Here is a 25929-nt window from a genome sequence, read left to right on the forward strand (position 1 = left end):
GGGGGATCAGCGCACCTCGCCCTCGAACCAATGACGGCCCTTGCGGTCCTCGACCTCGATCACCCAGACGTCGGGGTCGTAGCGGGTCTGGCGGGCGATGTAGGCGTCGGCGGTGGCCTCGTCCACCGGCTCGGCGCCGGTGCCGCGCGACCAGCGCAGCCGTTCCTCGTCGCGCACCTGGACCAGCACGCTGAAGGTCCGGTCCAGCCGGTTCAGTTTCAGGATGACCGTGCCGCGGCTGGGGTCCCCCTTGCGCAGAACCATCATCGTGACGCCCTCGGCATCGGCGGCGCGGATGTGCGCCATCACCCAGAGGTGCGTCGGCAGACGGTCGTCCATGGAAATCCTCGTTCCGGGAAGGTCCGGGGGCTCGCCTTCGGCATGGCCCCGGTGTAGACAACGGGCATGGCGACACTCCTGGACGTTCTCGACGCCGCCGTCAACCACCACATGGCCGGGCGCCTCGCCGAGGCGGCGCAGGACTATCGCGTCGTGCTGGCGGTGGAGCCGGCGCAGCCGGACGCCCTGCATCTGCTTGGCGTGGCGGAGGCCCAGCGCGGCGTCCACGCCGCCGCTGCGGCGCTGATCACCCGCTCGTTGCGGCTCCGCCCCGATACGGCGTCGCCCTGGGCCAACCTCGGCGGCGCCCTGCGTGCGCTCGGCGCGGCGGAGCGGGCCGACGCCGCGCTGACCCGCGCCCTGACCCTCGACCCGGCTTTGGCCGATGCCTTGACGAACGTGGGTTCGGTACGCCACGCCCTGGCCGATTATCCCGCCGCGCTGACGTGGCTGGAGCGTGCCGAACGGCTGCGCCCCGGCCATCCGGACACCGCGCTCAACCGCGGCGTCGTGCTGCGCGACGCGCGACGCTTCGCGGAGTCCGACGCCTGCCTGGATGCCCTGCTGGCCTCCCGGCCCGACCACGCCGACGCGCATCTGGCGCGCGCGGTCAGCCGGCTGGTCCGGGGCGACCTGCGCGCCGGATGGGAGGAATTCGAGTGGCGCCCGCGCCGCCTGCCCGCCCCGCCCTGGGCCGGGGAGCCGCTGGACGGCCGGCGCATCCTGCTGCACGCCGAGCAGGGATTCGGCGACACCATCCAGTTCGCCCGCTACGCCCCGCTGGTGACGCGCGCCGGCGGCCGGGTGATCCTGGACATGCATCCGTTGCAGTTCCGTCTGCTGCGCTCGTTGGGTCCGGAGATCCAGGTGCTGGTGCGCGGCCCCGCCCCGGCGCCGCACGATCTCCATTGCCCGCTGATGAGCCTGCCGCGCGCCTTCGGCACCGATCTGACGAGCATCCCGGCTCCACCCGCCTACCTCGCCGCCGAGGCGGACGAGGTGGCGCGCTGGGGCCGCCGGATCGCTGAGATTGAAACGGGGAAAGGTTCGGGACCGCGCGTCGGCCTCGTCTGGGCGGGCAACCCGAACCACCGCAACGACCGCAACCGCTCCATCCCCGTCGAGCGGCTGGCCCCGCTGCTCGACACGCCGGGGCTCCGTCTGTTCAGCCTGCAGACCGGCGATGCCAAAGCGGCCCGCCCGGCCGCCCTGCCCGACCTGACCGCGGGCATCCGCGACTTCGCCGACAGCGCGGCCATCCTGGCGAATCTGGACCTCGTCATCGCGGTCGACACGGCGACCATCCATCTGGCGGGGGCGCTCGGCATGCCGGCGTGGCTGCTGCTGCCCTACGCGCCGGATTGGCGCTGGCTGCTCGACCGCGCGGACAGCCCCTGGTACCCGTCGTTGCGCCTGTTCCGCCAGCCCCACCCCGGCGACTGGGACAGTGTCCTGCGCGCAGTCGCCACGGACCTGGAACGGTTCGCCGCCGCTCAGTTCGCGCCGCAGAAGCAGTCGTAGGGATCGTCCCCGCTCCAAGCCGGGCGGGTGGACGAGAGAGAGCGTGCAGCAGGGAGCGCTGGCATCTCCGCCGCCAGCAGGGTGGCGTTGAAGGCGGCCACGTCGAAGGACTGCGGGTCCGGACGATCGAAGCGGAGCGGCGCGTTGCTCAGCGCATGCCCCAGAAGGGCAGCCCCCAGCAACGGTATCAGAAGTTGCTCCACACGGTCCAAGCCGCCCTCCCCTGGCGGCCTCACCGCCGGCGTGTGTCCCCGTTTCCTCTCCCCCTTCTACCGCAGCCCCGGTCCGGCCACGCCCTGTCCTTAGGTCATATCGGTCTGACGGACCAATCGGACGGGAGCTTTCTTCCCTCCCCCGCACAGGCTGCTAGGCCAATTTTTCCCAGCGCGCGGCAAAAAGGGGGCCGGCGCGACCGCTCCAGAGGCTTGTTCATACAAATCAGTGCGTTAGGGAAGAGCCGGAAGTTGGCATCGTCCTTGCTTACCCGAATGGCAACGATTTTTGCCCTTCCGTTTGGAGATCCCTGGCCATGAGCATCTTCGGTTCGATGACCACCGCCGTCCTCGGCCTGAGCGCGCAGTCGAAGGCCCTCGGTCACATCTCTGACAACATCGCCAACGCCTCGACGGTCGGCTACAAGCGGGTCAACACGGCGTTCGAGACGCTGGTGCTGCAATCCAACGAGCGGTTGCACGCGCCGGGCGGCGTGACGGCGGCACCGGTCTTCATGAACAACATCCAGGGCAACCTGACCCAGGTGCAAAGCCCGACCAACGCCGCCATCCAGGGCCAGGGCTTCTTCAGCGTGTCCAAGCTCAGCCGCGGCCTGACCGGCCCCGGCCAGCAGGGCGAGACGGTGCAGACCCAGACCGGCACGCTGAACGCCGACAACGTCTATTACACCCGCGTCGGCGACTTCGAGCTGGACAAGAACCGCTATCTGGTGAACAGCGCCGGCTTCGCGCTGAACGGCTGGATCGTTGACGACGTGACCGGCCAGTTGAAGAAGGACGTGGTGCAGCCGCTCCAGGTCAACACCCTGACCGACAAGCCGCAGTCGACCAACAGCATCACGCTGGGTGCCAACCTGCCGGCCACCCCGACGCCGGGCGTGCCGATCCCGTCCTCCAGCATCCAGGTCTACGACACCCAGGGCAACGCCCGGACCATCCAGTTCAACTGGCGCCAGGACGCCGCCAACGCGTGGCGCCTGGGCATCGACGCGCCGGGAAGCTCGATGCAGCCGGTCGCCGGCTCCTTCGCCGGCGGCGCCGCCAACATGGCGGCGGGCAGCCCAGTCACCGGAGTGACCCCGGTGGCCCAGGTCAGCCAAGTGCGGGTCGACGGAACGACTTCCGTCCCCCCCTCGTCGGTCACCATCGGTGGCCGCACCAATTACTATCCGGACGGCACGTCGCAGGACAACATCAGGGTCGGCGACACGTACACCCTGAACATCAACGGCAGCGCCCCAATCACGGTCGCGGTGACCGCCGCGAACATCGGAAACTTTTCGAGCTACCAAGATGTCGCAGCCGCCTTGATGAACCAGATCAATGCGATGTCTCCGGCCCTTTACCAAGCCAAGCTGGACGAAAAAGACAACCGTAAAATCATCGTCGAAACGTCGGGAGCCAACCCCACGCAGGTTGAGATTTCCGGAACCTTCAGCAACACCACGCCACAAACCAGCACGATCAGCGGCCCCTCGACCAACTCGACCGGTTCGGCTAGCGGCGACCAGCGCAGCACCTTCACCTTCTCCACCGCTGCCATCGATGTGGGCGACGAGTTCCGCATCACCGTGGCGGGGACGGAGTTCAAGACGCGAGTCACTTCGGCCAACATTGGCACGCTACAAGCGGCGGGCGGTATTAACGGCGTGGTCGCCGATCTGGCCAGCCAGATCAACGCCGCCGTGCCGCCGCTGGGCATCAATGCCCTGATCGGCACGGCTACGGTTCCCCCCGGCACGGCTAACCAGCTCGTGCTGGATGGTACGGCTGTAACGCAGAGCTTCACGACCACTTACGGCGTGACCAACGCCGACAGCCGCAAGAACAGCATCACCGCCTCCACCCCCGTAGACTACTCGGTAATGGTGGCGACCCCCACCCAGCCCGCCACCGCCGCCCTGCCCGAGATTACCCAGGTCACCATCCCGACGACAGCAACCTTGAAGGTGCCGGACCAATATGTCGTCAACGTGCTGGGCCAGGAGTTCAAGACCACCATCTCCTACGCGAACATCAATACGCTGAAGGATATGGATGGCGTCGTGGATGATCTGGTTGCGAAGATCAACCTCGCCGGATTGGCGGTAAACGCTTCGAAAAACGCTGCGGGTCATCTGGTGCTGACCGGCACCATGAACGGCACGGCGCTGAACGTCAGCGCCAGCAGTCTGGACATCACCGGCACCGACAACGTGCGGGTGGGCGACAGCTACACCGTGCGGGTGGACGGCGTGCCCTACGCAGTCTCGGTCACCGCCGACAACATCCTGACCATGGGGACCTACGGTGGCATCGCCAACGCGCTGGCGGCCCAGATCAACTCGGCCCGGCCGCAGGCGCCGGTCATCGCGTCGGTTGTGAATTCCGAATTGAAGGTCACCGCCCGCAATCCCGGCACGGCCTTCAAGATCGACCAGGAATTCAGTTCCGGCACAGCCACTAACAACCAAGTGAACGGCCCCACGATCAGCGCCCCGACGGACTCCCGCGGCCAGCGCCAGGAATTCTCCTATCCGCAGACGCAGATCGACATCGGCGACGTCTATTCGGTGTCGATCGACGGTACGCCGATCTCGGTGAAAGTGGACAAATCGAACTACGGGAACTTCGAGGACATCAACGGCGTCCTGCAGGAACTGGCGAACCGCGTCAACGCCGCCAACCTGAACGTCGTGGCCACGGCGACCGGCGGCCGGCTGACCCTCACCCACAACACCTCCACCACCGGCAAGTTCGAGGCGAAGGCCAGCATCCAGAACGCCACCGGCAGCCCCGGCACGCTGACCGCCTCTACGACCACCTCCAACGTGGGGGGAGTGCCGCAGTCGGAATCGGTGACGCTGACCGGCACGCCCGGCGACAAAGGCGCCGAATACACGGTGACCATCAACGATACACCCATCACTTACAAGACGACGGGTGAGGAGACCTCGATGGAGACCATCGCGGCCAGCCTCGCCAATATGGTGAACAAGAACACCTCCCTGCCGGTGACGGCCAGCGCCGAGGGCAGCGTGCTGAAGCTCGTCGCCAAAACCGCGACCAGCGACCCGGACAAGCAGTTTAGGCTGGACCCCTCCGCCCAGGCCGGCACCACCCCGGCGCACGTCCTGCTGAATTTCGGCACCGATCCCGACAATGTCGGCACCATCACCAGCGTCAGCACGGCCAAGGTCGGCACGGGGACGGCGGTGACCTCCGCCAACCAGGGGCTGGGGGCGGACGCCAACGTGACCTTCACCGTCGACTACGGCTTCGGCCCGCAGCAGATCACGCTGAACCTCGGCCAGATCGGCAAGTCGGGCGGCGTCACCCAGTTCGCCGGCAACGAGATCAACGTGCGCGAGCTGGTGCAGGACGGCGCCTCGCGCGGCCAGTACAAGGAGGTGGTCTACGGCGACAACGGCGACGTGATCGTGAACTACGACAACGGCCGCAGCCGCGTCATCGGGCGCATTCCGGTGGTCACCTTCAACAACCCCAACGCCCTGCAGCGCGAGGCGGGCGGCGTTTACATCGAGACGGACGACGGTGGCCGGCCGAACTTCAACGATCCCGACACCAACGGGGCCGGCGCGGTGGTCGCGAACAGCGTGGAATCCTCCAACGTGGACATCGCGGACGAGTTCACCAAGCTGATCGTCACCCAGCGCACCTACTCCGCCAACACCAAGATCGTCACGACCTCCGACGAGATGCTCCAGGAAGTCCTCGGCCTGAAGCGCTAAGCGCGGTCCTGACCACGCGGGCGGGCGCCCGATCCGCGCCCAGCCCGGCCTATCCCGCAGACGAAAGGTCCAACGACCATGTCCCTCTTCGGCGCCCTCGGCAGCGCGACGGCCAGCCTCCGTGCGGTCCAGGCCCAGGTGAAGCTGGTCTCGGACAACGTCGCCCGCGCCGACGACCCCACCCGCACCCGGCACACCGTGTCGAACGTGCTGGATTCCAACGGGTTCGTCCTCACCTCCCAATACCGCCGCGAGGTCGATTCCGCCCTGCTCAGCCAGGTGCAGGACCTGACCGCGCGCGAGGGCTCGTCGGCCACCAAATCGTCCTACATGCAGCAGCTGGGCGACCTGCTGCGCACGACCAGCGGCAAGCCGCAGCTGAACCAGTACGCCGAGGCCTTCCAGACCGCCTGGAAGGCGGTGGAGACCTCCCCGGAAAGCGAGGTCGCGCAGTACCAGCTGGTCCAGGCCGCCGACACCTTCGCGCGCGAGATCAATCGCGTGTCCCAGGGCGTCGAGGACATGGACCGCGAGATCCAGGGCGACCTCAGCCAGTCGGTCGGCGAGGTGAACCGGCTGCTGAAGGAAATCGAGAGCATCAACAACAACATCGTTTCGCTGCAGGGCTACGGCTCGGCCGGCAACGAGGTGGCCGACAAGCGCGACGGGCTGATCCGCGAGCTGAGCACCTATGTCGGCGTGCGCACGATGGCCCGCCCGGACGGCCGCATTGCCGTCTTCACCCCCACGGGGCTGGCGCTGGTCGACAGCCAGGCGGCAAATCTTTCCTACGAGGGCGGCAATATCAACCTGACGGTGGGCAATCAAGTCACCAACGTCAACCAGCACCTGAAGGAAGGCAAGGTCGCCGCCCTGATGAACCTGCGCGCCGACGGCTCGACCGCCAACCCGCCGCAGGCGGCCAGCGCCGACCCGACCACCGAGGTGATCCGCAAGCTGCGCTCGCAGCTCGACGCCTACGCGCAGATGTTCACCGGCTCCACCAAGCCCGGCGAGCCCACCAGCTTCCGCGACGCCTACGATCAGGCCAAGACGGTGCCGGGCGAGGAAGGCACGCAGTTCTTCATGGGCAACGACCGCTTCACCATCCACGTGAACGAGAACCTGCTGAACAACACCAAGAAGCTGAAGAGCGCGGCCGTCAAGGACGTGGTCACGGCGCTCAGCGCCACTGGCCGCAGCTTCCAGTCCGACGGGCTGAAGCTGGAGGGCGCGTCCTTCAGCTCCATCACCAGCAACATCACCGGCGGCTGGATGTCCGCGGCCAAGACCGCGATGGACAAATCCTCGCTGGACAAGGACTCCCGCCAGATCCTGGAGGAGCGCTACCACGCGACGACCGGCGTCAACATCGACGAGGAAATCGCGAATCTGCAGCAGCTCCAGACCTCCTACGCCGCGTCGGCACGGGTCATGCAAGTGGCCAACACGATGTTTGACGCGCTGGAGGCGATCGTCCGATGAGCTCCGTCACTCAAGTCAGCAGCTACGCCAAGTATCTTGGCCTGGTTCGCAACCTGACCAACGGCCAGAACAAGGTGGACACGCTCTCGGAGCAGTTGACCACCGGCAAGAAGTCCACCGATCTGAACGCCTACGGGGCCGAGACGCAGAAGCTGCTTGCCCTGCGCGCCGAGCTGACCCAGCGCGAGTCCTATGTCCAGAACATCAACACCGCGTCGCCGCGCGTGAAGGCGACCGACACGGTGCTGAACAGCCTGGAAAAGCTGGCCACGGACTGGCAGAGCAGCAACCTGATGCCGTTCCAGCCGGGACCGGCCACCGTCACCTCCCCCTTCAACAGCAATCCCGACGCGCTGAAGCTGACGGTCAACGGCGACAAGTCCACCTTCACCCAGAACGCCCGCTACACCGTGACCTCCACCCCCTCGAAGGATGGCGTCAACGGATCGTTCGACGTGACGGTGACCGACGGGCTGGGCGGCAAGACCACCCGCACCATCAATCTGAAGACCGTGCCCCCCAGCGACGGCGGCGGCTACAACTTCAAGATCGACGGCGGGCCCGGCGGGGGCGCGGTGCTGAACCTCAGCTTCGACCAGCTCACCGCGGCGTCGAGCAGCACCTTCAACGTGAGCTGGCCCCAGGCCAACGACATGCGCGACCGGGTCGAGGGCGCGCTGCGCGACATCCAGCAGCTTCTGAACGAGCAGTTCGGCGACCGCTACCTGTTCGCCGGATCGCGCTACGGCACCGAGCCGGTCGGCGACCTGCTGGCCCAGCCGCAATCCACCCGCGTGACGCTGAACGGGTCGATGGTCAACGCCGACGATTACTTCGAGGTGTCGATCGACGGCAAGCCCTTCGGCTATCAGGTCCAGCCGGGCGATCCGAAGACCGTCACCTTCGTCGCCAGCACGCTGAACAGCCTGATCCAGTCGGCCAATCCGAAGCTGCCGATCATCGCATCCGCCGCCAACGGGGTCATCTCGTTGATCAGCGAGGACCCGAGCCAGAAGTTCGACGTGCAGGCGCGCGTCCAGAACTCGATGAGCATCGACAATTCGATGACGGCGCCGACCACCACCCAGGCGGCCACCCTGCCGGCGCCCGCCGGCACCGGGCTGAAGCAGATCGACAGCTTCGCGCTGACCGGCGACGGCGTGGACATCGGCGACACCTACGAGATCAACGTCACCGTCGGCGACCCGGACGACCCCTTCAACCGGAAATACTATTCGGAACACCCGGACGAGCCGGAGGATCTGCCGCCCTACCAGCAATACACGGTCCGCTACACGGTCACGGAGAAGGACTACAACAACGGCGTCACCGACGTGTCGAAGGTGGCCGACATGCTGCGCACCGAGCTCACGAAGACCAGCCCCGTGCCGCCGCTGGACATGAGCGCGGTCCTCGGCGACCTCGGCAAAGGGCCGACCATCACGTTGACCGGCAACAGCACGATGGACCCGAACCATCCGTCGCGCGTGCAGCAGTTCACCACCTCGGTGCGGGCGGTCAACGGCCAGATCGACAACACCATCTCGGTCGCGACCTTGCCGTCGCAGGCCGACGCGCTGACCGACCTGCCCTATGTGGACCCGCCGGACCTGCCCTTCTACGATTCGGAATACATGTCGAACCGGAAGAACAGCAAGGCGTGGGACAAGGCCGCGGTCACCATCGACGACGGCCAGACGCTGACCTACGGCGTCACCAGCGACGACCGCGCCTTCCAGAAGCTGGTCGCCGCCTTCCGCATGGCCCACGTCGCCGCGTCCAACCCCGGCAAGTACGAGGAGTACATCACCAAGTCGCGGGAGCTGATGGCCCAGGCCAAGGACGAGGTGCGCTCGGTCCACTCCAAGGTGGCGTCCGACCTCGCGACGCTGGAGGAGAAGAAGACCGCCCACACCACCGCCTCGGCCACGGTGGTCGAGCGCATCGCCGGCATCGAAGGCATCGACGAGACCGAGGTGGCGGCCCGCCTGCGCACTTCCATGAACGCCCTGGAGGCCGCCTACACGGTCGCCGGGCAGCGCCAGAAGCTGTCGCTGCTGAATTACATCGCCTGAAGCGGCGATGGTTCCCTCCCCTTCGACGAGGGGAGGGAACAGCCACCACATAAAAAAACCGGCGCCCCGAAGGGCGCCGGTTTTTTTCATTTGAAGCGCGTGGATCTCAGATCGAGATCCGCAGCGACTGGCGCGGCGGCTGGCCGTCCGGAGCGGAAACCGGCGGAGCCATCGGGGCGCGCGCCGCCTGCGGAGCCGGTGCCGGCTGGCCCTGGACGGGCGCATCGGGGCGGGCGGTCAGGCCGCTGGCCACCGAGCGGTTGATGCTGATGAGAGTCTCCAGCTTCGACACGTCAAGGTCGATCAGCCGGGCCATGGTCTCGCGGTCGACCAGCAGCGACAGGGCGGCGATGTTGGTCCGCACCTCCGGCGGGTGGCCGCAATCGTCCTCGGTCATCGCGGCCTGGAAGATCGTCCACAGGCGCTGGTTCAATTGCAGGGCGCCGCGGAGCGTCTCTTCGTTCACGGGGCTGCGCCCGGCATCGATCAGGCGCCGCGACGCCTCCGCCAAAGCCCAGGCCTCGACATCACGGGGATTGTCGGAGGTCGGCTTGTTCGCGTATGTCGGTGTCGGCTTCATTCCAAACCCTCGGGACAGGCCGCCGGACAGAGCAATGCTGAATCAGGTCCGGACGAAATGGATTGTCAGCGATCCTTCAATCCTTGTCAACTTTAGGGACCTGTCTCCGGTGATTTGCAAGGATTTGTCACGACTTCACGGCAGTCCGGCATTAGAGGGGCCGGCATTAGAGGGGCCGGCATTGTCGAGTCCGGCGTCGCCGCCTCCAGCAGTTCTCCCGCCGCCTGTTCGACCGCTTCCACGGAAATGCCGTCCATCAGGCCGGCGGCCTGCGGATCGGCCTTCTGACGGGCCAGAAGCTCGGACCGCTGAACCCGGCTGATCACCGTGCGCGCCGCCACGCCCCAAGGGCCGTAGGTCTCGGGAAAACCCGGCCCGAACAGCCCGACGGTCGGCGTGCCGGCGGCGGCGGCGATGTGCATCAGGCCGGAATCGTTGCCGACGTAGAGCGCCGCCCGGCGCACGCAGGCCGCCGCGGCCATCGGGTCGGTGCGCCCGGTCAGGTCGATGGCCCGTTCGCCCAGCGCATCCAGAACCGGCCGGGCGCGTTCGCGTTCCGGCCCGGCGGCGAGGACGGCGACGCGCCGGCCGGACAGCCGCCCGCCGGGACCGGTCAGCCGCGCGGCAAGCTCGGCGAAGCGGTCCGCCGGCCACTCCTTGCCGGTCCAGTTCGCGGTCGGACCGATCGCCAGGAACGGCTCCCCGCCGCCCGGCAGCAGCCGGTCGGCCTCCGCCTCCGCCGCCGCGTCGATCCACAGGCGGGGCGACGGCGGCGGCGACAGGCCAAGCACCCGTCCGATCTCCTCCACCTTGTGGAGATGCGGGGCGCGGGCGTGGAAGAAACGGCGCTTCGCCAGCACCAGACGGCCGACCGCGGAGTTGCGCAGATCGACCACCAGATCCCAGCGCGTGCCGACGCAGGCCCGCCACAGGTCGACCCAATGCCGCGCCCAGGCCCGCTTCGGCATGGGAATCAGCCGCTCCAGCCCCGGAACGGAACGGAACAACGGCGCCGGCAGGGGGCCGCAGGCGATGGTGAGCGCGGCGTCGGGGTGAAGCGCCGTCAGATGGGCCAGCAGGCCGGTGGACAGGACCCCGTCGCCCAGACGGTTGGAGGTGATGAACAGGATGCGCAAGAGCCGGCCCGCCTCCTCAGCCCGCCGCCGCTTCGCCGCCGGGCGGCACGCGCCGCCGCAGGTTGCGCGACAGTATCCAGGCCGCCGGCGCCAGAGCGGCCACCGGCAGCACATACATCAGCGGCACCAGCACGGTCACCTTGGCGGCGAGGCTGGACAGGCCGAGGACGGCGGACTGGATCGCCATCACGACCAGCACCGCGGTGGTCACGCGCACCGACTGGCCGCGCCGGTTGAACTCGCCCGACAGCAGGCAGGCCAGCGCCACCATGGTGTAGGCCAGCGCCAGCAACGGCGAGGACAGGCGGTGATGCAGCTCCGCCAGAAGATCGCGCATCATCTTCGTATCGCTGGCCAACTCGGGCGACGGGTGCAGCAACTCGTCGGTGGAGCGCTCGCGGGCGTCCGGATAGCGCTCGCCGCTGGCGCTGCTCAGCACCTTCAGGTCCACCGCGTAGCGTTCGAAGAAGAGTTGGGACAGGCGGTTGGTCTTGCGGTCCAGCTCCTGCCGGTTGCCGTTGTAGACGACGAAGCGCGCACCCTCCGACCCGGTCAGCATCACCGCCCGCTCACCCATGATGGTCACCGGCTTCTCCGGAACGCGCCCGTCATGGATGATCACGTTGTGCAGGTTGGCGTCGCTGTCGCGCTCGCGCACGAAGACGCTGAAGCGGTCGCCGACCTCGTTGAACACGCCTTCGCGCAGGAACAGCTGCGAATAGTCGCTGCGCACGGCGTATTCCATGCGCACCAGTTCCTGATGGGCGGCGGGCGTCAGCCAGAGGTTCAGCACATAGACCACCACCGTCACGCCGAAGGCCAGCAGCATCGCCGGCGCGGCCAGCGCGAAGGGGCCGACGCCGGCGGCGCGCATCACCACCAGCTCGCTGTCGGTCGCCAACCGGTTGTAGGTGAACAGCACCGCCCCGACCAGCGCCAGCGGCAGCACGATGCCGAGGAAGGTCGGCACCGTCAGGATGAGAAGCCACAGGAACACCCGCATCGGCGCCCCGGCCTCCACCACCATCTCGATCAGCCGCAGAGACTGGCTCAGCCAGATCGTCAAGGTCAGGCCGGCCGTGGAATACAGGAGGGCGATCAGAAGATTGCGGAAGAGATAGCGTTGCAGTCGGTTCATGTGCATGCGTCACGGGGGAGTCCGGCGAGAAGCTGACGGGCTCGGGCGTCCGGGTCAAGTGCTGATCTGGAAAGAGACCCGGCGCACCGAACTTTTGCGTCGCCCCGTTGCGTCGCCCCTCTGCTCACCCGGACCACCGCATCAGGCGGTGCGCACCGCCGACAGGAACACCTCCACCTTGCTGCGCAGGCCGTCCGCCTGATCGGACAGCGATCCCGCGGCCTCCAGCACGTTGCGGGCGGCGCTGCCGGTCTCGCTGGCCGCCCGGTTCACGTCGGCGATGTTGGAGGTCACGTCCTGCGTGCCGACGGCCGCCTGCTGGATGTTGCGGGCGATCTCCCGCGTCGCTGCCTGCTGCTGCTCCACCGCCGCGGCGATGGTCGAAGCGACCTCGCTGATTCGCCCGATGGTGCCCATCACGTCGCCGATCGAGGCCACCGCCCCCTCGGTCTCGCTGCGGACGGAGACGATCTTCGCGGCGATCTCGTCGGTGGCGCGGGTGGTCTGGTCGGCCAGCGCCTTCACCTCCGCCGCCACGACGGCGAAGCCCTTGCCCATCTCGCCGGCCCGCGCCGCCTCGATGGTGGCGTTCAGCGCCAGCAGCCGGGTCTGGGAGGCCACCTGGGTGATCAGGTCGATCACCGCGACGATCTCCGCCGAGGCGGTGGCAAGGCTGCGCATCGCCTGGTCGGCCCGCTCGGCCTTGTGCACCGCCTCGTCGGCGATGGCCGTGCTGCTGGCGACCTGCCGGCCGATTTCCTGGACCGAGGCGGCCAGCTCCTCGGTCGCGGTGGCGACGGTCTGCACGTTGGCGCTGGCCTGCTCCGACGCGCCGGCCACGGTCACCGACTGGCGGGTGGTCTGCTCCGCCGTCGCGGCGAGCTGGCTGGCCGTCGCCTTCATCTGCACCGCGGCGGCGGACACCGAGCCGAGCACGGCCGCCGCCTCGCGGTCGAAGCGGCCGGTCAGTTCCTCGATGGCGCGGGCGCGGCGAGCGCGGACATCCTGCTCCGCGTGCTCGCGCTCCGCGGCCTGTCGCGCGGCGATCATGTTGTCCTTGAAGACCAGCACGGCCTTGGCCATCTGCCCGATCTCGTCGCCCCGCCCTGTGGCCGGAACAGGAGTCGCGGAGTCGCCGTCGGCCAGCCGCCGCATCGCCTCGGTCATGGCGCCCAGCGGCCGCACGATGGAGCGCGAGGTCAGCAGGATCGCCGCCGCCGCGGTCAGCAGCCCCAGGGTCAGCAGAACCGCCTGGATCATCACCAGACGGTCGGCCCCCTGGATCATTCCCGCCGTGTCGGCCTGCAGCAGGGCGCGCTGGCGCGGGATCAGGCCGCTGGCGTCGTTGGAGCGGGCGTCGCCGACCAGCAGGCTCATCACCTGGTTGGCGCGCGGGATCGCGTCATCGTTCAGGGAGTTCAGCGCCCCCATCTGGTCGCCGATGGTGCCCAGCGATTCCGCCATGTCCTGATCGCGGCGCAGATGGTCGAGCAGCGGCTTCACCGCTTCCCAGGTGGCCCGCACCTGCGGATCGGTCCAGCGCGGCGACAGGCCGTCCATCTCCTGGCGGAGGGCGTCGATGCGGTCCCAGGCGACGTTGCGCTCCTGCTTCAGGTCCTCGCGGTTGGTCAGCAGATAGCCCTGCATGGCCGCGTTGGTGGCGGTGACGGACGCGACGATGCCCTGCCCGGCCAGCGCCGTCGGCATGCGGACATCGGCCACCAGACGGCTGAGCGTCTTCCCGTTGTCGGTCAGCAGCAGGCCGGTGCCGACCGTCACCACCAGCACCGCGATCACCGCCGCGAAGCCGATGGACAGCCGCTGGCCAATCCGCAGATTGCCGAGTGCCTTCATTCGTTCCTCCCATGCAGCACCCTTATCGGACGCTTGTTTTCTCGACCGGACGTTGCTGTGTCGGTCGTTGCCCTTATCTGGGAACGAATGATGGGCCAACAAACATTAAAGGAGTGTTTCCAGCACCAAGGCCGCCTGATGCGAACGGCCGGTCAGATATCCTCGGCGCCCAGGTAGGACTCGATCACCTTGGGGTTCGCCACAACTTCCGAGGGCAACCCGTCGGCAATTTTCTCTCCGTGGTCCAGAACGACCACTTGGTCGGACAGGGCCATCACGGCGCGCATCACGTGCTCGATCATCAGGATCGTCATGCCCTCGCGCCGGTTCAGGTCGCGCAGCACCTCGACCATGCGGTCGACCTCGGTCGGGCGCAGGCCGGCCAGCACCTCGTCCAGCAGCAGCAGGATCGGACGGGTGGCGAGCGCGCGGGCGACCTCCAGCCGCTTGCGGTCCGGCAGGGTCAGGCTGCGCGCCGGGCGGTTGGCCTGATCGGCCAGCCCCAGCCGGTCCAGCACCCGCCGGGCCTGATCGCGCGCCGCCGCGACCGACCGTTCGCGGGCCAGCGCGCCGACGATCACGTTCTCCTCGACCGACAGCTGCCCGAAGGGCTTGACGATCTGGAAGGTCCGGCCGATGCCCGCCGTGCAGATGTGGTTGGGCTTCAGCCCGGTGATCGGTGCGCCCTTCAGATGCACCCGCCCCTCGTCGGGCGGGAAGACCCCGGCGATCAGGTTGAAGGTGGTCGTCTTGCCGGCGCCGTTCGGCCCGATCAGCGCGACGATCCGGCCTTCCGGCACGGAGAAGCTGACGTTGGAAACGGCCTTCAGCCCGCGGAACCGCTTGGACAGGCCCTCGACCTCCAGAAGCCCCGCCATCACGCGTCCTCCCCGGGACGGCGGACGAGACCCAGCCGGGCGGCCAGCCACGGCCACACCCCGTCCGGGCGGTAGACGACGATCACCACCAGCGCAACCCCGTAGAACAGCTGCTTCAGGCCCGGCAGGTCGAAGCCGGTCACCTCGATCAGGAAGGTCAGCAGCTCGCCCAGCGGGGTCAGGATGAAGGCCCCGAGGATCGGCCCGATCAGCGTGCCGATGCCGCCGACGATGGCCGGCAAGATGATCTCGATGGAGCGGCCCATGGAGAAGACCTGCTCGGGGAACAGGTTGTTGAAGTAGAAGGCCTGGAACACCCCGCCCAGCGCCGTCAGGGCGGAGGACACGGCGACCGCCGCGATGCGGGCGCGGAACAGGTCGACGCCCACCGCCTCCGCCGCTTCCGGCTCCTCGCGCACGGCCAGCCACTGGTAGCCGAGGCGGCTGTGCAGCAGGACCCGCGACAGGGCCAGAGCGGCCAGCACCAGCGCCAGGATCACGTAGTAGAACAGCTCCGGCGAGCCGCGCAGGTTCAGCACGTCGTTGCCGGCGTCGCCCGCCACCGGGATGAAGAAGCCGCCCGAGCCGCCGAACCATTGCAGATGGTCGAAGCCGATGCGCGCGACCTCGGCGAAGGCGATGGTCAGCAGCGCGAAATGCACGCCGCGCACGCCGAAGCGGAAACCCAGGAAGCCGATGAAGCAGCCCGCCGCCGTCGCCGCCAGCATGGCCACCCACATGCCCGCCCAGGGGCCGATCCCGAAATGCACGAACAGCGCCGCGCTGGCGTAGGCCCCCAGCCCGACATAGAGCGCGTGGCCCAGCGACAGCAGGCCGGAAAAGCCCATCATCACGTTCCACGCCTGCCCGACATAGGCGAACCACAGCACCGTCGTCAGCACCGACAGGACGTAGCGGTCGGCGATCATCGGCGCGGCCAGCAGCAGCGCGCCGGCCAGCACCAGCAGGACGATCCCGCGCCCCGTCACGACCGTTTCCCCAGCAGGCCCTGCGGGCGCAGCAGCAACACCACGATCAGCACACCATAGCTGAAGAGGGATTTGAGCGAGGGGTCCAGCAGGAAGCCGGCCATCGCCTCCGAAAAGCCGATCAGCATGCCGCCGAGCAAAGCGCCCGGCAGGCTGCCCAGCCCACCGACGATGACGATGATGAAGCTCAGCAGCGTGTATTCCGGCGCGAGCTGGGGCCGGGAGTCGACCAGCAGCGTCATCAGCGCCCCGGCGATGCCCACCACCCCGGCGCCGATGCCGAAGGTCAGCGCGTAGAGCCCGTCGATGTTCAGCCCGACGACGCGGGCGCCCAGCGGGTTGTCGGCGCAGGCGCGGATGGCCTTGCCGGTGCGGCTGAAGCGGAAGAAGGCGAACAGCGCCACCGTCACCACGATCGCCCCGGCCCCGGCGCGCAGCCGCACCGCGTCGAGCAGCAGCGGCCCGATCTCCACCGTGTCGAAGCTGTAGGGCACCATGACGTTGCGCGAATCCGGCCCGAACAGCATCAGCATGGCGTTCAGGATGATCGTCGCGATGCCCAGCAGCAGGATGAACTGCATGTGCTCGGGCCGCTCCACGAAGCGGTTGACCAGCCCGCGCTGCAGCACCCAGCCGAAGGCGAACAGGACCGCCGCCACGACCGGCGCCGCCAGGATCGGGTCGAGCCCGAGAACGCCGGCCAGCAGCACGGCGCCGTACATGCCGGCGACCATCATCTCGCCATGCGCGAAATTGACCACGCGCACGACGCCGAAGATGACCGACAGGCCGAGCGCCGCCAGCCCGTAGACCAGTCCGGTCAACAGGCCCGACGCGGCGATGTTCAGGTAATAGTCAAACGGCATGCACGATTCGCCCTTGGGAGAGCCCCGGATGGCCAAGCCTGAGCGGCGTAGCAGTCCTTCGTAGTCGTGACAAGTTTCCTGTGCGGATCGGGCGGCGATCAGCGGCGCTTTGCCTCCTCCAGCCGCACGGCCAGGGCGTCGCGCAGGCAGGCCTCCGCCGCGGCGGCGACCGCCGGGTCCTCCTCCATGCCGCGGCGGACCCAGCAGCGGGCGGTGATGCGGTCGTCGAAGCGGCGCTCCTCCTGAAGCAGCGCGTAGGCCGCGGCGTCGCGGCGCTCCGCCGGCAGGGCGGCGAGGTGACGCTGGTGCAGCCCGCGCGCCCTCCCGTCCAGCGCGGCAAGGTCCGGCACCGTGCAGATCATCCGGCGGAGCGGCGCGCCGGCCGTGGCGCAGCGCGGGTCGGGCAGGATGGGAAGCGGCGGAGGAGCAACCGTTGGAAGCGGGGACGGCGGCGGGGTGGGAGTTGGGAGAGCCGCCGGAACGGCGACCGCAATGGCGGGTTGCGGTGCCGGGACGATGGCTGACCCTGAGACGACTCGGACGGGGGTACCGACCGGCACCATCTCGAACAGGGCGGCGATGTCGGCGGGCAACATGCGGAAGCAGCCGCCGCTGGCCCGGCGGCCCACCGAATCCGGCTCGTTGGTGCCGTGGATGGCGATGGCCGTCCAGCCGAGGTCGAGCGCGAACTTGCCCAGCGGGTTGGACGGCCCCGGCGGCACCGACGCCGGCAACGCCGGATTCTCCCGGCGCTGGTTGGCGGTGGGGCGCCAGGTCGGGTTGCGCCGCTTGCGCAGGACTTGGCTGTCCCCCAGCGGAATCGCCACGCCGGGCCGCCCGATGGCGACCGGGAAGGAGCGCGGCGGGCGCCCCTCCTCCAGCAGATGAAGCCGGCGCTCCGTCAGGCTGATGACGATTTGCCGCGCCGAAGTGGTTCCGGCGGTGGCGTTGGCATCCTGCGCGCGGACGCCGCCGGGCGAAACGAGCGCGAGGGCAATCGCCAGGGTTGCCGTCGGGACAAGATGCCACAAGAATGTCGCGGTGCGCTGCATGGGAAAAGTTCAGCGCATCCGCCCTAAAAGCGCGTAAACATGCCGTCAGGGACCAAGCAGCAGGAACGCCGACCATGGACACCATCGAACAGACGCTGGCCGTTGCGACCGAACACCACCGCGCCGGCCGCACCACGGAGGCGGAACGCCTGTACCGGGAGGTGCTGGCGGCGTCGCCCGGCCATCCGGACGCGCTGCACCTGCTCGGCGTCGTGGCTCTGCAAGGCGGTCGTCCGGCGGAGGCGGTGGACCTGATCGGACAGGCGGTGGCCGGCGACCCGACCTCGCCCCTGCTGCACGCCAACCTGGGCCACGCCCTGCACGCCACTGGCCAGACCCGCGACGCGGCGTTGAGCTTCGCCCGCGCCCTGACCCTGCTGACCAACGAGGGCGAAGGCTGGGGCAACGTCAGCGCGCTGGCCGGGCTGATCCGCCGCTACGACGACGAGACCCGCCGCGCCGCGGCCGCCGAGGTCGACGCGGCCTACGCCATGGGCGACGTGATGCGCCGCCATTCGCTGCTGTTCCTGCTCGACGGCGATGTCGCCCATTACGAGGCGCTGACGGACGCCGTCCTGGAAGACCCGATGCGCTTCACCGTGCCGTCGATCCATTACGCCTTCTGGGGCATGGCGATGCAGCTGTTCCAGGGCGCGGCGCGGTCCGGCGATGCCGGCGCCTTCCACACCGGAAACCTGACCGACTACTACCGCCTGATGGTGGACGAGACGGCGCTGCGTTTCCATCTGCGCCGCCGCATGAAGCGCGCCACGCCGCGCGGAGAGGTCAGGCGGATCGCCCTGATCACCAACCAGATGCTCGGCGCCGGGCACCAGCCCACCGCGGACGCCTTCGACTTCGCCCGCCGCCTGCAGGACGAGTTCGGGCGCGAGGTGGTCATCATCAACCCCAACGCCATGGCGATCACCGGCGAAAACGGCTTCGTCCCCGAATATTCCTACAACATCACCGAGGAGTATGAGGGGGAGCAGGTCATCGCCGCCTTCGGCGCGCGGGTCCGCATGATGTCCTTCCCGCAGAAGCGCTTCGACGAGGAGAAGGTGAACGCCATCGTCGACTATGTGGACGGCTTCGATCCCGACGTCATCGTCGCCTTCGGCGGGTCCAACGTGGTGGCCGATCTGTTCTCCGGCGCGCGCCCGGTGATCTGCCTGCCGACCTCCTCCGGCCTGCCGCTGTCGATGGCCCGGCTGGTGCTGGGCTATGGCGAGGCGGACACCACCCAGGGCTGGCCGGCGGACATGGCGGAGCGTTTCCGCCCCTTCTCCTTCGGCTGGACCCTGCCGCCCACGGGGCCGGAGCGCAGCCGCGCCGATTTCGGCCTTCCCGAAGCCGGGCCGGATGGTGGACCGCTGTTCCTCGTGGTCGGCAACCGCCTGGACCAGGAAGCCGGGCCGGAGTTCCTGGCGCTGGCCGATTCGCTGCTCGACCGCCTGCCGGACGCCCGCATCGCCATCGCCGGCGGCGTGGAGTCGCTGCCGCAGCGGATCGCCGCCCTGCGCAACGCCGACCGCGTCCACACGCTGGGCGACGTCGAGGATGTGCGGGCGCTGCACCGCCTCGCCACCGCCTATCTGAACCCGCGCCGCCAGGGCGGCGGCGGCAGCGCCGCCTTCGCGCTGGCCGACGGGGTTCCGGTGGTGACCGTCGCGGCGGGCGACGTGGCGGCCGTGGCCGGACCGGCCTTCACGGTGGCCGACGACGCGGCGTTCCTGGAGCGCGCCGCCGCCCTGGCGAACGATGTGGCCTTCCGCGACCGGCAGTCCGCCGAAGCCCGCGCCCGCTTCGCCGCGGCCGGCGACCGCCGCGCGTCGGTGGAACGGCTGCTGGCCTACGGGCTCGAAGCCCAGACGGCATAAAGGAAAAGGGAGGAGACGCGGCCCCTTGTGACCGCGCCCCCTCCCGCCTCACGCTCTCTCGATCAGGCGCGCTTGCCCCAGCCCGGCATCGGGAACACCGGGTCCATCTCCGCCGAGCCCTTGGGCAGGACCACGGTCGGGCGCAGGTTGCGGTTCTGCAGGCAGGCGGAGATGAGCTGCGTGTTCTGCCCCTTCTCGTCGAAGGTGATGGCCGGACCGACCATCATCTTGTCCTTCAGGTTGGTCTGGCGCAGCGCCTCCAGCAAGGTGGCCGGCTCCGCGGTGCCGGCGCGCTTGAAGGCGTCGGCGGCGACCAGGATCGCCTCCAGCGTGAAGGCGACGTTGAAGGCGTAGCCCTCGAAGCGGTCGTTCGGATACTGCTTCTTGAAGGCCGCCTCGACGCGCTTGGTCAGCTCCGCCTTGGGGTCGTACCAGGGCAGGTTGGTGATGGCGTAGTCGGCGTACTTGCCCAGCACCTTGTAGAACTGCTCGTCATACAGGCCGGGCGAGCCGGGGGAAACGATGCCCTTGGGCTCCCAGCGCTGCTTGACCATCTCGCGCACCAGCATGATGGCGTCGTTGGCGCGGGTGGTGACGATGGCGAGTTCGGCGCCGGTCGCCTTGGCCTTGGCCACCTCGACCGCGAGGTCCTGGGCCTTGGGGTCGTAGGAGATGCTGTCGACGATGCCGAAGGGCATGTCCAGCTTCGGGAACAGGGCGTCCATCGCCTGCTTGTTCGCCATGCCGAAGGTGTCGTTGGCGTGCAGGAACACCGCCGTCTTCGGGGTGACGCCGCTGACCGCAAACAGGTCCTTCATCAGCGCCAGCCCGTTGGTGACGAGCATGGTGGAGGTCGGGAAGTTGCGGAAGACGGTCTTGTAGCCCTGCTCGGTCAGGCGGTCGGCGGCGGCGATGTTCATCACCAGGGGCACGCCGCGCTGTTCGCAGACCTGGGCGGCGGCGGCGGTCTGGCCGCTGTCGAAGGCGCCGACGATGACGTTCGCGCCGTCGTTGATCAGCTTCTCGGCGCGCGAGCGGGCGACGTCCACGTTCGATTCGGTGTCGGCGGACAGGATCTCGACCTTGTAGCCGAGTTCGCCGAGGATGGCCGGCGCGATCTCGGCGCCGCGCTGGCAGGCCTGACCCGCCTGGGCGAGCAGGCCGGAGCGGGGCAGCAGCACGCCCACCTTCAGCGCGGCGCCCTGCGCGAAGGCCGGCGCCCGGCCGAAGGCGGCGAGCGCGCCGGCCGAGAGGGCGACCGAGGCCGCGGCGGTGCCGAACTGACGGCGGGTGAGTCCTCCCGTGGACCCATTCTTGCTGATGCGATGATCGTTCATTATCGGGTGTTTCCCTGAGGCGTGGTCCCGGAGCGGATGATTTCCCCGCAATTGCCTTTGTGTCAAAGTGGAATCCACCGGAAGGCGACACACGGACGAAACGGACCCCACCGAATGGCGACCATCGAGGAGGCGCTCGGCATCGCGCTCGACCATCTGAAGGCCGGGCGGCAGGCCGAGGCGATGGACCTGTACGGGCGAATCCTGGACGCCGATCCCGACAACCCGGACGCGCTGCACCGGCTGGGCCTGCTCGCCGCGCTGGACGGCGACCGGGAGCGCGGCATGGCGATGATCGCGCGTTCGGTGGAGCGGGATGGCGGGGACGCCGACGCGCACTTCAACCTCGGCGCCCTGCTCCACGTCGCCTGGCGGACGGAGGAGGCGATCGCCGCCTACCGCCGCGCCCTGGCGTTGCGCCCCGATTTTCCCGACGCCGAATATCACCTGAGCGAGGCCCTGCAGGCCATCGGCCGCATCGGAGAGGCGCTGGAGGTGCTGGACGCTCTGCTGGCCCGCCACCCGCATTTCGTCCCCGGCTGGCGGCAGAAGGGCGACATCGAGGCCGATCTCGGCCGCCCCGGCGCCGCCGTGTCCTTCTACGAGATGGCCCTCGCCATCGACCCGCGGGACGAAGGGTCGCGGGAGCGTTTGGCGGCGCAAGCCGCGGTCTATCGCGCCCGCCGTGCGATCCTCGACGGGGCCGGGCCGGACGGGCGGCTGGACCTGCGCGACGTCACCGTCCTGGTCCCCTTCCGCGCCGACAGCGCGGACCGCAAACGCAACCTGCGCTGGATCGTCTCCTTCCTCCTCAAGCACGCCGACACCACCGTCCTGATCGGCGAGGACAAGGCGGGGCCGAGCGACGTCGCCGACGCGCTGGGGCCGGAGCTGGCAGCCCGCTGCCGGCACCTGCATCTGACCGGCAACGACACGCCCTTCACCCACAAGGCCCACCTGCTCAACCGCATGGTCGAGGCGGCGGAGACCCCCATCGTCGCCCTGCACGACACCGACGTCGTGGTCGACCCCGTGCAATACGCGCTCGCCCGCGACGCGGTGCGCGGCGGGGCGGCCATGGCCTTTCCCTACAACGGGCTGTTCTTCTGGATTCTGGGACGGGAGGTCCACCGCTTCGGCCACACCCTGTCGGCAGCGCCGCTGAACGCGGTCTGCCCGCGCTTCCCGCTGATGCACCGCGATTCGCCGGGCGGCGGCGCCTTCTTCGACCGGGCGGCGCTGCTGGCGGCCGGTGGCTACAACGAGCGCTTCGTCTCCTGGGGCTATGAGGACGACGAGATCGTCGAGCGGCTGCGCCGTCTGGGCCTGCGGGTCGAGCGGGTGCCCGGGCCGCTCTACCATTTGGAGCACGCGCGGCCCGAGAACTCCACCCACCGGAACCCCTTCATCGACGCCAACAAGGCGGAGCTGGAGCGCATCCAGGCCATGGACGCCGACGCGCTGCGCGCCGAGATTGCCGCCGGACGCCTGCGCCGCCCGCTGTTCTCCAGCGCGGGGTAGGAAGGGGGGCCGGTCAGCCGGCCTTGTGCAAGGCGAACTGGTCCGCTGCGAACTGGCCCGTGGCGAACGGGTCGAACACCTCCGTCGCCATGGTCACGGCCTCCTCTAATTTAAGACTTTCTAATTCATTGAAATTGCACGGCCTAGCAAAGGGAAATGGGGAGCAACCCTGCCCTACCCGCTGTTTCGGTGTGGCTCCCTTCACCATGCCAGCGACCGATCATGCCTCTGCGCTCCGCGCCCCCTCTCGCCGACAAGGACCCCTTCGACATCGACGAGGCGTTTCGGCGCCTGCGCCAAGCTGTGGCCGGACGCCCGAAGGCCGCCATGTTCGCCCTGCGCGACCGCGGCTACGCCAGCCCCTTCGAGCAGCTGGTCGGCAGCCTGATCTCCGCGCGGACCCGCGACGAGACGACCATCGTGGTGTGCGAGCGGCTGTTCGCGGTGGCGCGCACGCCGCAACAGATGGTCGCCCTGACGCCGGCGGAGCTGACGCGTCTGCTCGACGGCGCGACTTTTCCCGAGCCGAAGGCCCGGGACATCCGGGCGCTGTCCCGCCGCATCATCACGGAGCACGACGGCGAGGTTCCCGACACGCCGGACGCCCTGATGGCCTTCCACGGAGTCGGTCCGAAGATCGCGGCGCTGACCCTGGCGGTCGGCTTCGGCATTCCGGCGGTGGCGGTGGACGTGCATGTGCACCGGATCGTCAACCGCTGGGGCTTCGTCGCCGCCCCGACGCCGGAGCGCACCATGGTCGCGCTGATGGAGCTGCTGCCCCGCCATTACTGGGTGGAGATCAACGAGCGGCTGGTGCCCTTCGGCAAATGGATCTGCACCGGCGACCGCCCGCGCTGCTCGACCTGCGCCATGCTGTCCATGTGCCGGCAGGTGGGGGTGACGACCCACCGCTGAGGCGGCACGACATCGGGATGCCGCACTTCGCCGCAGGCCGCGACAATCGGTTGCGTTTCTGAGAATTTTTTCGCCATTTTTAGCGTGCCCTCGCAGATAGGCAGCCGCCTTATCTTCAAGACCACGGTATGGAGCGCATGCAATGATTGTGAGAATCCGTTTACGGACGGCGGCCATCCATCGCGCCGCCCTCGCCACCGCAACGCTGATCGCCCTGGCCGGCGGGGCCTCGGCGCAGGACAAGCCGGCCGCACCGGGGCCGATCGTCAAGACGCTGCTTCAGGCGACCACCACCGCGGACGGCAAGGCCTTCGCCTATCCGGACGGCAAGCCGCTGGTGACGGCGCGGCTGGTCGAGCTGCCGCCCGGCGGCGAGATCATCCGTCATCGGCACGCCGTCTCGCCCTTCATCTACATCCTGGATGGCGAACTGACCATCGCCAGCGACAGCATGCCGACGCAGGTCTACAAGGCCGGAGACTCCTACATTGAACAGGCGGCGTGGCACAGCGGTCGCAACCTCAGCGACAAGCCGGTACGGCTGCTGTCGGTCTATCCCGGCGCGGAGGGCGTCGCCCTGTCGGAGCGCCCGCAATAAAACCGCTCGCCGGAGCGGAGCGCGGCGGTTTGATTCACGTCATCGCGGGCGGCGGTGAAGCTCGGCCATGGTCACTGCCCGTCCGTTGCCCAATCCATCCAGGGACCCCGCGATGATCCTTTACGCCCTGCGCTGCGCCTGCGGCCATGAATTCGAACAGTGGTTCAGGAATATGGCCGATTACGACACTCAAAAGGCCGAGGGTCTGTCCTGCCCGTCCTGCGGCGGGACCGAGGTGTCGAAGGCGATCATGGCGCCGCGCGTCGGCGCGTCGAAGCCGTCGCCCGCGCCGATGCCCGCCTGCAACCCGTCCGGCTGCGGCAACGCCATGTGCCCGATGTCGCAGATGGCCTGAAAAGGGGTGCCTGAGAAGGCCGCGGCCTACCGCCGTCCGCGTCCGCCGCTGCTGAGCGGCGGCAGGGCGCCGGTGGTCAGCTCCTCCCGGCGGCGGCCGCTGCCGAAGCTCGGCTCGCGGCGCTGATCGCGTGGGCCGTCGTTGCGCGGCGCCGGCCGCGCGGCGTTGGCCCGCCCGCTGCGCCACCACGCGAAGCCGATGCCGAGCACCGTCGCCCCGATCACCCCCATCACCCCGTAGCGGGCGCCGTTGGCGGCCCAGCCCGGCAGCATCGATCCGCTGTCCGCCGCCGCCTCGACCGCCGGCACCGGCTGACCGGACGGCGTGGTCGCGGTGACGCTGGCCCGCGGCGCGGCTTGCGGCACAGGCCCCTGTCCATGCCCCTGTGAAGACGCCGTGGCGGAGGTGGCGGGGGCCGACGAAGCGGGCGCGCCGGATGGGCCGCCCGACGAGGAACTGTTGCTGGTCACGGGCGGGCCGGCGCTGAACTGCGCGCCGCCGCCGATGCTGCCCGTTCCGCTGTCGATCCGCTGGGTGGGCGCGGCGCGGGGCACCACCTCGCGCTGCGGCTCGCGCGGCGCTTGGCCGGGACCGCCGCCGCCGACCTTCTGCTGGGTGAGGTTCCCGACCGTCGCGGGGGCCTTGCCCTCCCGCTCGCCCATCATCTTGGCGATGGTCGCCTTGTCGAGCTGGTTGGTCACCGGCAGTCCGTGGGCGGCCTGATACTTGCCGAGCGCCGCCTTCGTCTCGGCGTGCATCTGGCCGTTGGCCCGCCCGCCGATGTTGTAGCCCTTCTCCTTCAGGATGGTCTGGGCCCATTGGATGTCCGCCGTCGATTGCGCCCGGATCGGAGCGCTTGCCAGCAGACCCGCCGCCAGAACCGGCACCACCACAGCCAACGCGACCGCGCGGCGCGCGCGGTGCGAACCACCCGTCATGACCATCCTCCGTCCGAAACGCCAACCGACCATCGCCTGTCCACTATCGTGGATGCGCGATCGTGTTACCAGATTGCGGCGGATTTCCGGGCGCGATTTTTGTGCGCCTGCGTTGCGGCGGCATCAGGTCCCCTCCCCCTTGGCGCCCCCGGAAGGCCCGGCCGTTTCCCCATCCGTTAACCGATGCGCGCGCAAAAACGTGGTATAGACTTCGTCAGGCGTTATGTGGGAGGCCGTGGCATGGCGACTCTGAGACACGCGATCCTGGCGGGCGCAACGCTGCTGCTGGCGGCCTGCGGCAGCACCCCGGCCTACCGGGAGTGGACGGCCACGGAAACCACGGCGACCGCCGCCTACGATGAGTGCATCGAGCAGGTGGACAACACCATGCGCCTGCGCGGCTATCCCTACCGCCCGCTGCCGGAAACGCCGCAATTCCGCTACCGCAAGGAAATCTTCGCCCTGTGCATGCGGCGCAAGGGCTACACGGCGGACGATTGAGCGCTCG

At 68.9% G+C, this 25929-nt stretch carries 22 protein-coding genes; 10 read left to right on the plus strand and 12 right to left on the minus strand.

Annotated elements, in window-relative coordinates:
- Positions 1-6: 6 nt before the first annotated feature.
- The gene (locus Sp245p_RS18090) at positions 7-339 is read right to left on the minus strand and encodes a DUF1491 family protein (RefSeq protein WP_014197577.1); all 333 of its coding nucleotides are present in this window, start codon (positions 337-339) and stop codon (positions 7-9) included.
- Between the two features lie 66 nt (positions 340-405).
- On the opposite strand from Sp245p_RS18090, the gene Sp245p_RS18095 reads away from it, so the two are divergent.
- Positions 406-1860: a tetratricopeptide repeat protein gene (locus Sp245p_RS18095; protein ID WP_109138727.1), complete on the plus strand. Its 1455-nt coding sequence runs from the start codon at positions 406-408 to the stop codon at positions 1858-1860.
- Here the strand turns inward: Sp245p_RS18095 and Sp245p_RS18100 are convergent.
- Positions 1833-2063 (minus strand): hypothetical protein, encoded by a 231-nt coding sequence (locus Sp245p_RS18100; RefSeq protein WP_129557193.1) that lies wholly within the window; start codon positions 2061-2063, stop codon positions 1833-1835. The two genes, Sp245p_RS18095 and Sp245p_RS18100, sit on opposite strands and share 28 nt — an antisense overlap.
- Before the next feature lie 326 nt (positions 2064-2389).
- Here Sp245p_RS18100 and Sp245p_RS18105 point away from each other — a divergent pair, with 326 nt between their 5' ends.
- The 3 genes from Sp245p_RS18105 (at position 2390) to Sp245p_RS18115 (ending at position 9384) form a co-directional block, all read left to right on the plus strand.
- Positions 2390-5824 carry a flagellar hook-basal body complex protein gene (locus Sp245p_RS18105; protein ID WP_014197581.1) on the plus strand — a complete coding sequence of 1145 codons (3435 nt, stop codon included), beginning with the start codon at positions 2390-2392 and terminating at the stop codon, positions 5822-5824.
- Positions 5825-5902: 78 nt separating this feature from the next.
- The gene (gene flgK / locus Sp245p_RS18110; protein WP_014197582.1) at positions 5903-7309 is read left to right on the plus strand and encodes a flagellar hook-associated protein FlgK; all 1407 of its coding nucleotides are present in this window, start codon (positions 5903-5905) and stop codon (positions 7307-7309) included.
- Positions 7306-9384, plus strand: a complete 2079-nt coding sequence (locus tag Sp245p_RS18115) for a flagellin N-terminal helical domain-containing protein (RefSeq protein WP_014197583.1) — start codon at positions 7306-7308, stop codon at positions 9382-9384. Before flgK ends, Sp245p_RS18115 begins: the two co-directional genes overlap by 4 nt.
- Before the next feature lie 106 nt (positions 9385-9490).
- On the opposite strand, the gene Sp245p_RS18120 is transcribed toward Sp245p_RS18115, so the two are convergent.
- The 8 genes from Sp245p_RS18120 to Sp245p_RS18155 all read right to left on the minus strand — a co-directional run bounded on the left by Sp245p_RS18120 (position 9491) and on the right by Sp245p_RS18155 (position 17877).
- A complete protein-coding gene (locus Sp245p_RS18120; RefSeq protein WP_014197584.1) occupies positions 9491-9964 on the minus strand; it encodes a flagellar biosynthesis regulator FlaF in 474 nt (157 codons plus the stop codon).
- A gap of 92 nt (positions 9965-10056) precedes the next feature.
- Positions 10057-11100, minus strand: a complete 1044-nt coding sequence (locus Sp245p_RS18125; protein WP_109138728.1) for a glycosyltransferase family 9 protein — start codon at positions 11098-11100, stop codon at positions 10057-10059.
- Positions 11101-11116: 16 nt separating this feature from the next.
- Positions 11117-12238 (minus strand): LPS export ABC transporter permease LptF, encoded by a 1122-nt coding sequence (gene lptF, locus Sp245p_RS18130; protein ID WP_109138870.1) that lies wholly within the window; start codon positions 12236-12238, stop codon positions 11117-11119.
- Positions 12239-12379: 141 nt separating this feature from the next.
- On the minus strand, positions 12380-14092 hold the full coding sequence (locus tag Sp245p_RS18135; protein WP_014197586.1) for a methyl-accepting chemotaxis protein: 1713 nt from the start codon (positions 14090-14092) through the stop codon (positions 12380-12382).
- A gap of 152 nt (positions 14093-14244) precedes the next feature.
- The gene (locus Sp245p_RS18140) at positions 14245-14970 is read right to left on the minus strand and encodes an ABC transporter ATP-binding protein (protein ID WP_041812312.1); all 726 of its coding nucleotides are present in this window, start codon (positions 14968-14970) and stop codon (positions 14245-14247) included.
- Positions 14970-15959 (minus strand): branched-chain amino acid ABC transporter permease, encoded by a 990-nt coding sequence (locus Sp245p_RS18145; protein WP_014197588.1) that lies wholly within the window; start codon positions 15957-15959, stop codon positions 14970-14972. Before Sp245p_RS18145 ends, Sp245p_RS18140 begins: the two co-directional genes overlap by 1 nt.
- Positions 15956-16825 carry a branched-chain amino acid ABC transporter permease gene (locus Sp245p_RS18150; RefSeq protein ID WP_109138729.1) on the minus strand — a complete coding sequence of 290 codons (870 nt, stop codon included), beginning with the start codon at positions 16823-16825 and terminating at the stop codon, positions 15956-15958. The genes Sp245p_RS18145 and Sp245p_RS18150 overlap by 4 nt, the downstream gene beginning before the upstream one ends.
- Positions 16826-16923: 98 nt before the next feature.
- Entirely contained in the window at positions 16924-17877 is a 954-nt protein-coding gene (locus tag Sp245p_RS18155) for a L,D-transpeptidase (RefSeq protein ID WP_109138730.1), read from the minus strand.
- 74 nt (positions 17878-17951) lie between these two features.
- Between Sp245p_RS18155 and Sp245p_RS18160 the strand changes: the two genes are divergently transcribed.
- The gene (locus Sp245p_RS18160) at positions 17952-19757 is read left to right on the plus strand and encodes a tetratricopeptide repeat protein (protein ID WP_014197592.1); all 1806 of its coding nucleotides are present in this window, start codon (positions 17952-17954) and stop codon (positions 19755-19757) included.
- 62 nt (positions 19758-19819) lie between these two features.
- Here the strand turns inward: Sp245p_RS18160 and Sp245p_RS18165 are convergent, their stop codons facing one another.
- On the minus strand, positions 19820-21094 hold the full coding sequence (locus Sp245p_RS18165; protein ID WP_014197593.1) for an ABC transporter substrate-binding protein: 1275 nt from the start codon (positions 21092-21094) through the stop codon (positions 19820-19822).
- Between the two features lie 114 nt (positions 21095-21208).
- On the opposite strand from Sp245p_RS18165, the gene Sp245p_RS18170 reads away from it, so the two are divergent.
- The 4 genes from Sp245p_RS18170 (at position 21209) to Sp245p_RS18185 (ending at position 24483) form a co-directional block, all read left to right on the plus strand.
- A complete protein-coding gene (locus Sp245p_RS18170) occupies positions 21209-22615 on the plus strand; it encodes a tetratricopeptide repeat protein (protein ID WP_014197594.1) in 1407 nt (468 codons plus the stop codon).
- A gap of 222 nt (positions 22616-22837) precedes the next feature.
- Positions 22838-23530, plus strand: coding sequence for an endonuclease III domain-containing protein (locus Sp245p_RS18175; protein WP_014197596.1), 693 nt, complete (start codon positions 22838-22840; stop codon positions 23528-23530).
- A 142-nt stretch (positions 23531-23672) separates the two neighbouring features.
- On the plus strand, positions 23673-24128 hold the full coding sequence (locus Sp245p_RS18180; RefSeq protein WP_014197597.1) for a cupin domain-containing protein: 456 nt from the start codon (positions 23673-23675) through the stop codon (positions 24126-24128).
- Positions 24129-24240: 112 nt separating this feature from the next.
- Positions 24241-24483, plus strand: a complete 243-nt coding sequence (locus Sp245p_RS18185) for a DUF1178 family protein (protein ID WP_014197598.1) — start codon at positions 24241-24243, stop codon at positions 24481-24483.
- A gap of 26 nt (positions 24484-24509) precedes the next feature.
- On the opposite strand, the gene Sp245p_RS18190 is transcribed toward Sp245p_RS18185, so the two are convergent.
- Entirely contained in the window at positions 24510-25421 is a 912-nt protein-coding gene (locus Sp245p_RS18190; protein WP_014197600.1) for a peptidoglycan-binding domain-containing protein, read from the minus strand.
- A 240-nt stretch (positions 25422-25661) separates the two neighbouring features.
- On the opposite strand from Sp245p_RS18190, the gene Sp245p_RS18195 reads away from it, so the two are divergent.
- Complete coding sequence (locus Sp245p_RS18195) at positions 25662-25922, plus strand: hypothetical protein (RefSeq protein WP_014197602.1); 261 nt, start codon at positions 25662-25664, stop codon at positions 25920-25922.
- Positions 25923-25929: the final 7 nt, after the last annotated feature.

Source organism: Azospirillum baldaniorum, from assembly GCF_003119195.2.
GTDB lineage: Bacteria > Pseudomonadota > Alphaproteobacteria > Azospirillales > Azospirillaceae > Azospirillum > Azospirillum baldaniorum.

Bases quoted from the DNA above. Each gene is read 5' to 3' on its own strand.
- Sp245p_RS18090 (WP_014197577.1), bottom strand. From the start codon at position 339: ATGGACGACCGTCTGCCGACGCACCTCTGGGTGATGGCGCACATCCGC.
- Sp245p_RS18095 (WP_109138727.1), top strand. From the start codon at position 406: ATGGCGACACTCCTGGACGTTCTCGACGCCGCCGTCAACCACCACATG.
- Sp245p_RS18105 (WP_014197581.1), top strand. From the start codon at position 2,390: ATGAGCATCTTCGGTTCGATGACCACCGCCGTCCTCGGCCTGAGCGCG.
- flgK (WP_014197582.1), top strand. From the start codon at position 5,903: ATGTCCCTCTTCGGCGCCCTCGGCAGCGCGACGGCCAGCCTCCGTGCG.
- Sp245p_RS18115 (WP_014197583.1), top strand. From the start codon at position 7,306: ATGAGCTCCGTCACTCAAGTCAGCAGCTACGCCAAGTATCTTGGCCTG.
- Sp245p_RS18120 (WP_014197584.1), bottom strand. From the start codon at position 9,964: ATGAAGCCGACACCGACATACGCGAACAAGCCGACCTCCGACAATCCC.
- lptF (WP_109138870.1), bottom strand. From the start codon at position 12,238: ATGAACCGACTGCAACGCTATCTCTTCCGCAATCTTCTGATCGCCCTC.
- Sp245p_RS18135 (WP_014197586.1), bottom strand. From the start codon at position 14,092: ATGAAGGCACTCGGCAATCTGCGGATTGGCCAGCGGCTGTCCATCGGC.
- Sp245p_RS18140 (WP_041812312.1), bottom strand. From the start codon at position 14,970: ATGGCGGGGCTTCTGGAGGTCGAGGGCCTGTCCAAGCGGTTCCGCGGG.
- Sp245p_RS18150 (WP_109138729.1), bottom strand. From the start codon at position 16,825: ATGCCGTTTGACTATTACCTGAACATCGCCGCGTCGGGCCTGTTGACC.
- Sp245p_RS18155 (WP_109138730.1), bottom strand. From the start codon at position 17,877: ATGCAGCGCACCGCGACATTCTTGTGGCATCTTGTCCCGACGGCAACC.
- Sp245p_RS18160 (WP_014197592.1), top strand. From the start codon at position 17,952: ATGGACACCATCGAACAGACGCTGGCCGTTGCGACCGAACACCACCGC.
- Sp245p_RS18165 (WP_014197593.1), bottom strand. From the start codon at position 21,094: ATGAACGATCATCGCATCAGCAAGAATGGGTCCACGGGAGGACTCACC.
- Sp245p_RS18170 (WP_014197594.1), top strand. From the start codon at position 21,209: ATGGCGACCATCGAGGAGGCGCTCGGCATCGCGCTCGACCATCTGAAG.
- Sp245p_RS18175 (WP_014197596.1), top strand. From the start codon at position 22,838: ATGCCTCTGCGCTCCGCGCCCCCTCTCGCCGACAAGGACCCCTTCGAC.
- Sp245p_RS18180 (WP_014197597.1), top strand. From the start codon at position 23,673: ATGATTGTGAGAATCCGTTTACGGACGGCGGCCATCCATCGCGCCGCC.
- Sp245p_RS18185 (WP_014197598.1), top strand. From the start codon at position 24,241: ATGATCCTTTACGCCCTGCGCTGCGCCTGCGGCCATGAATTCGAACAG.
- Sp245p_RS18190 (WP_014197600.1), bottom strand. From the start codon at position 25,421: ATGACGGGTGGTTCGCACCGCGCGCGCCGCGCGGTCGCGTTGGCTGTG.
- Sp245p_RS18195 (WP_014197602.1), top strand. From the start codon at position 25,662: ATGGCGACTCTGAGACACGCGATCCTGGCGGGCGCAACGCTGCTGCTG.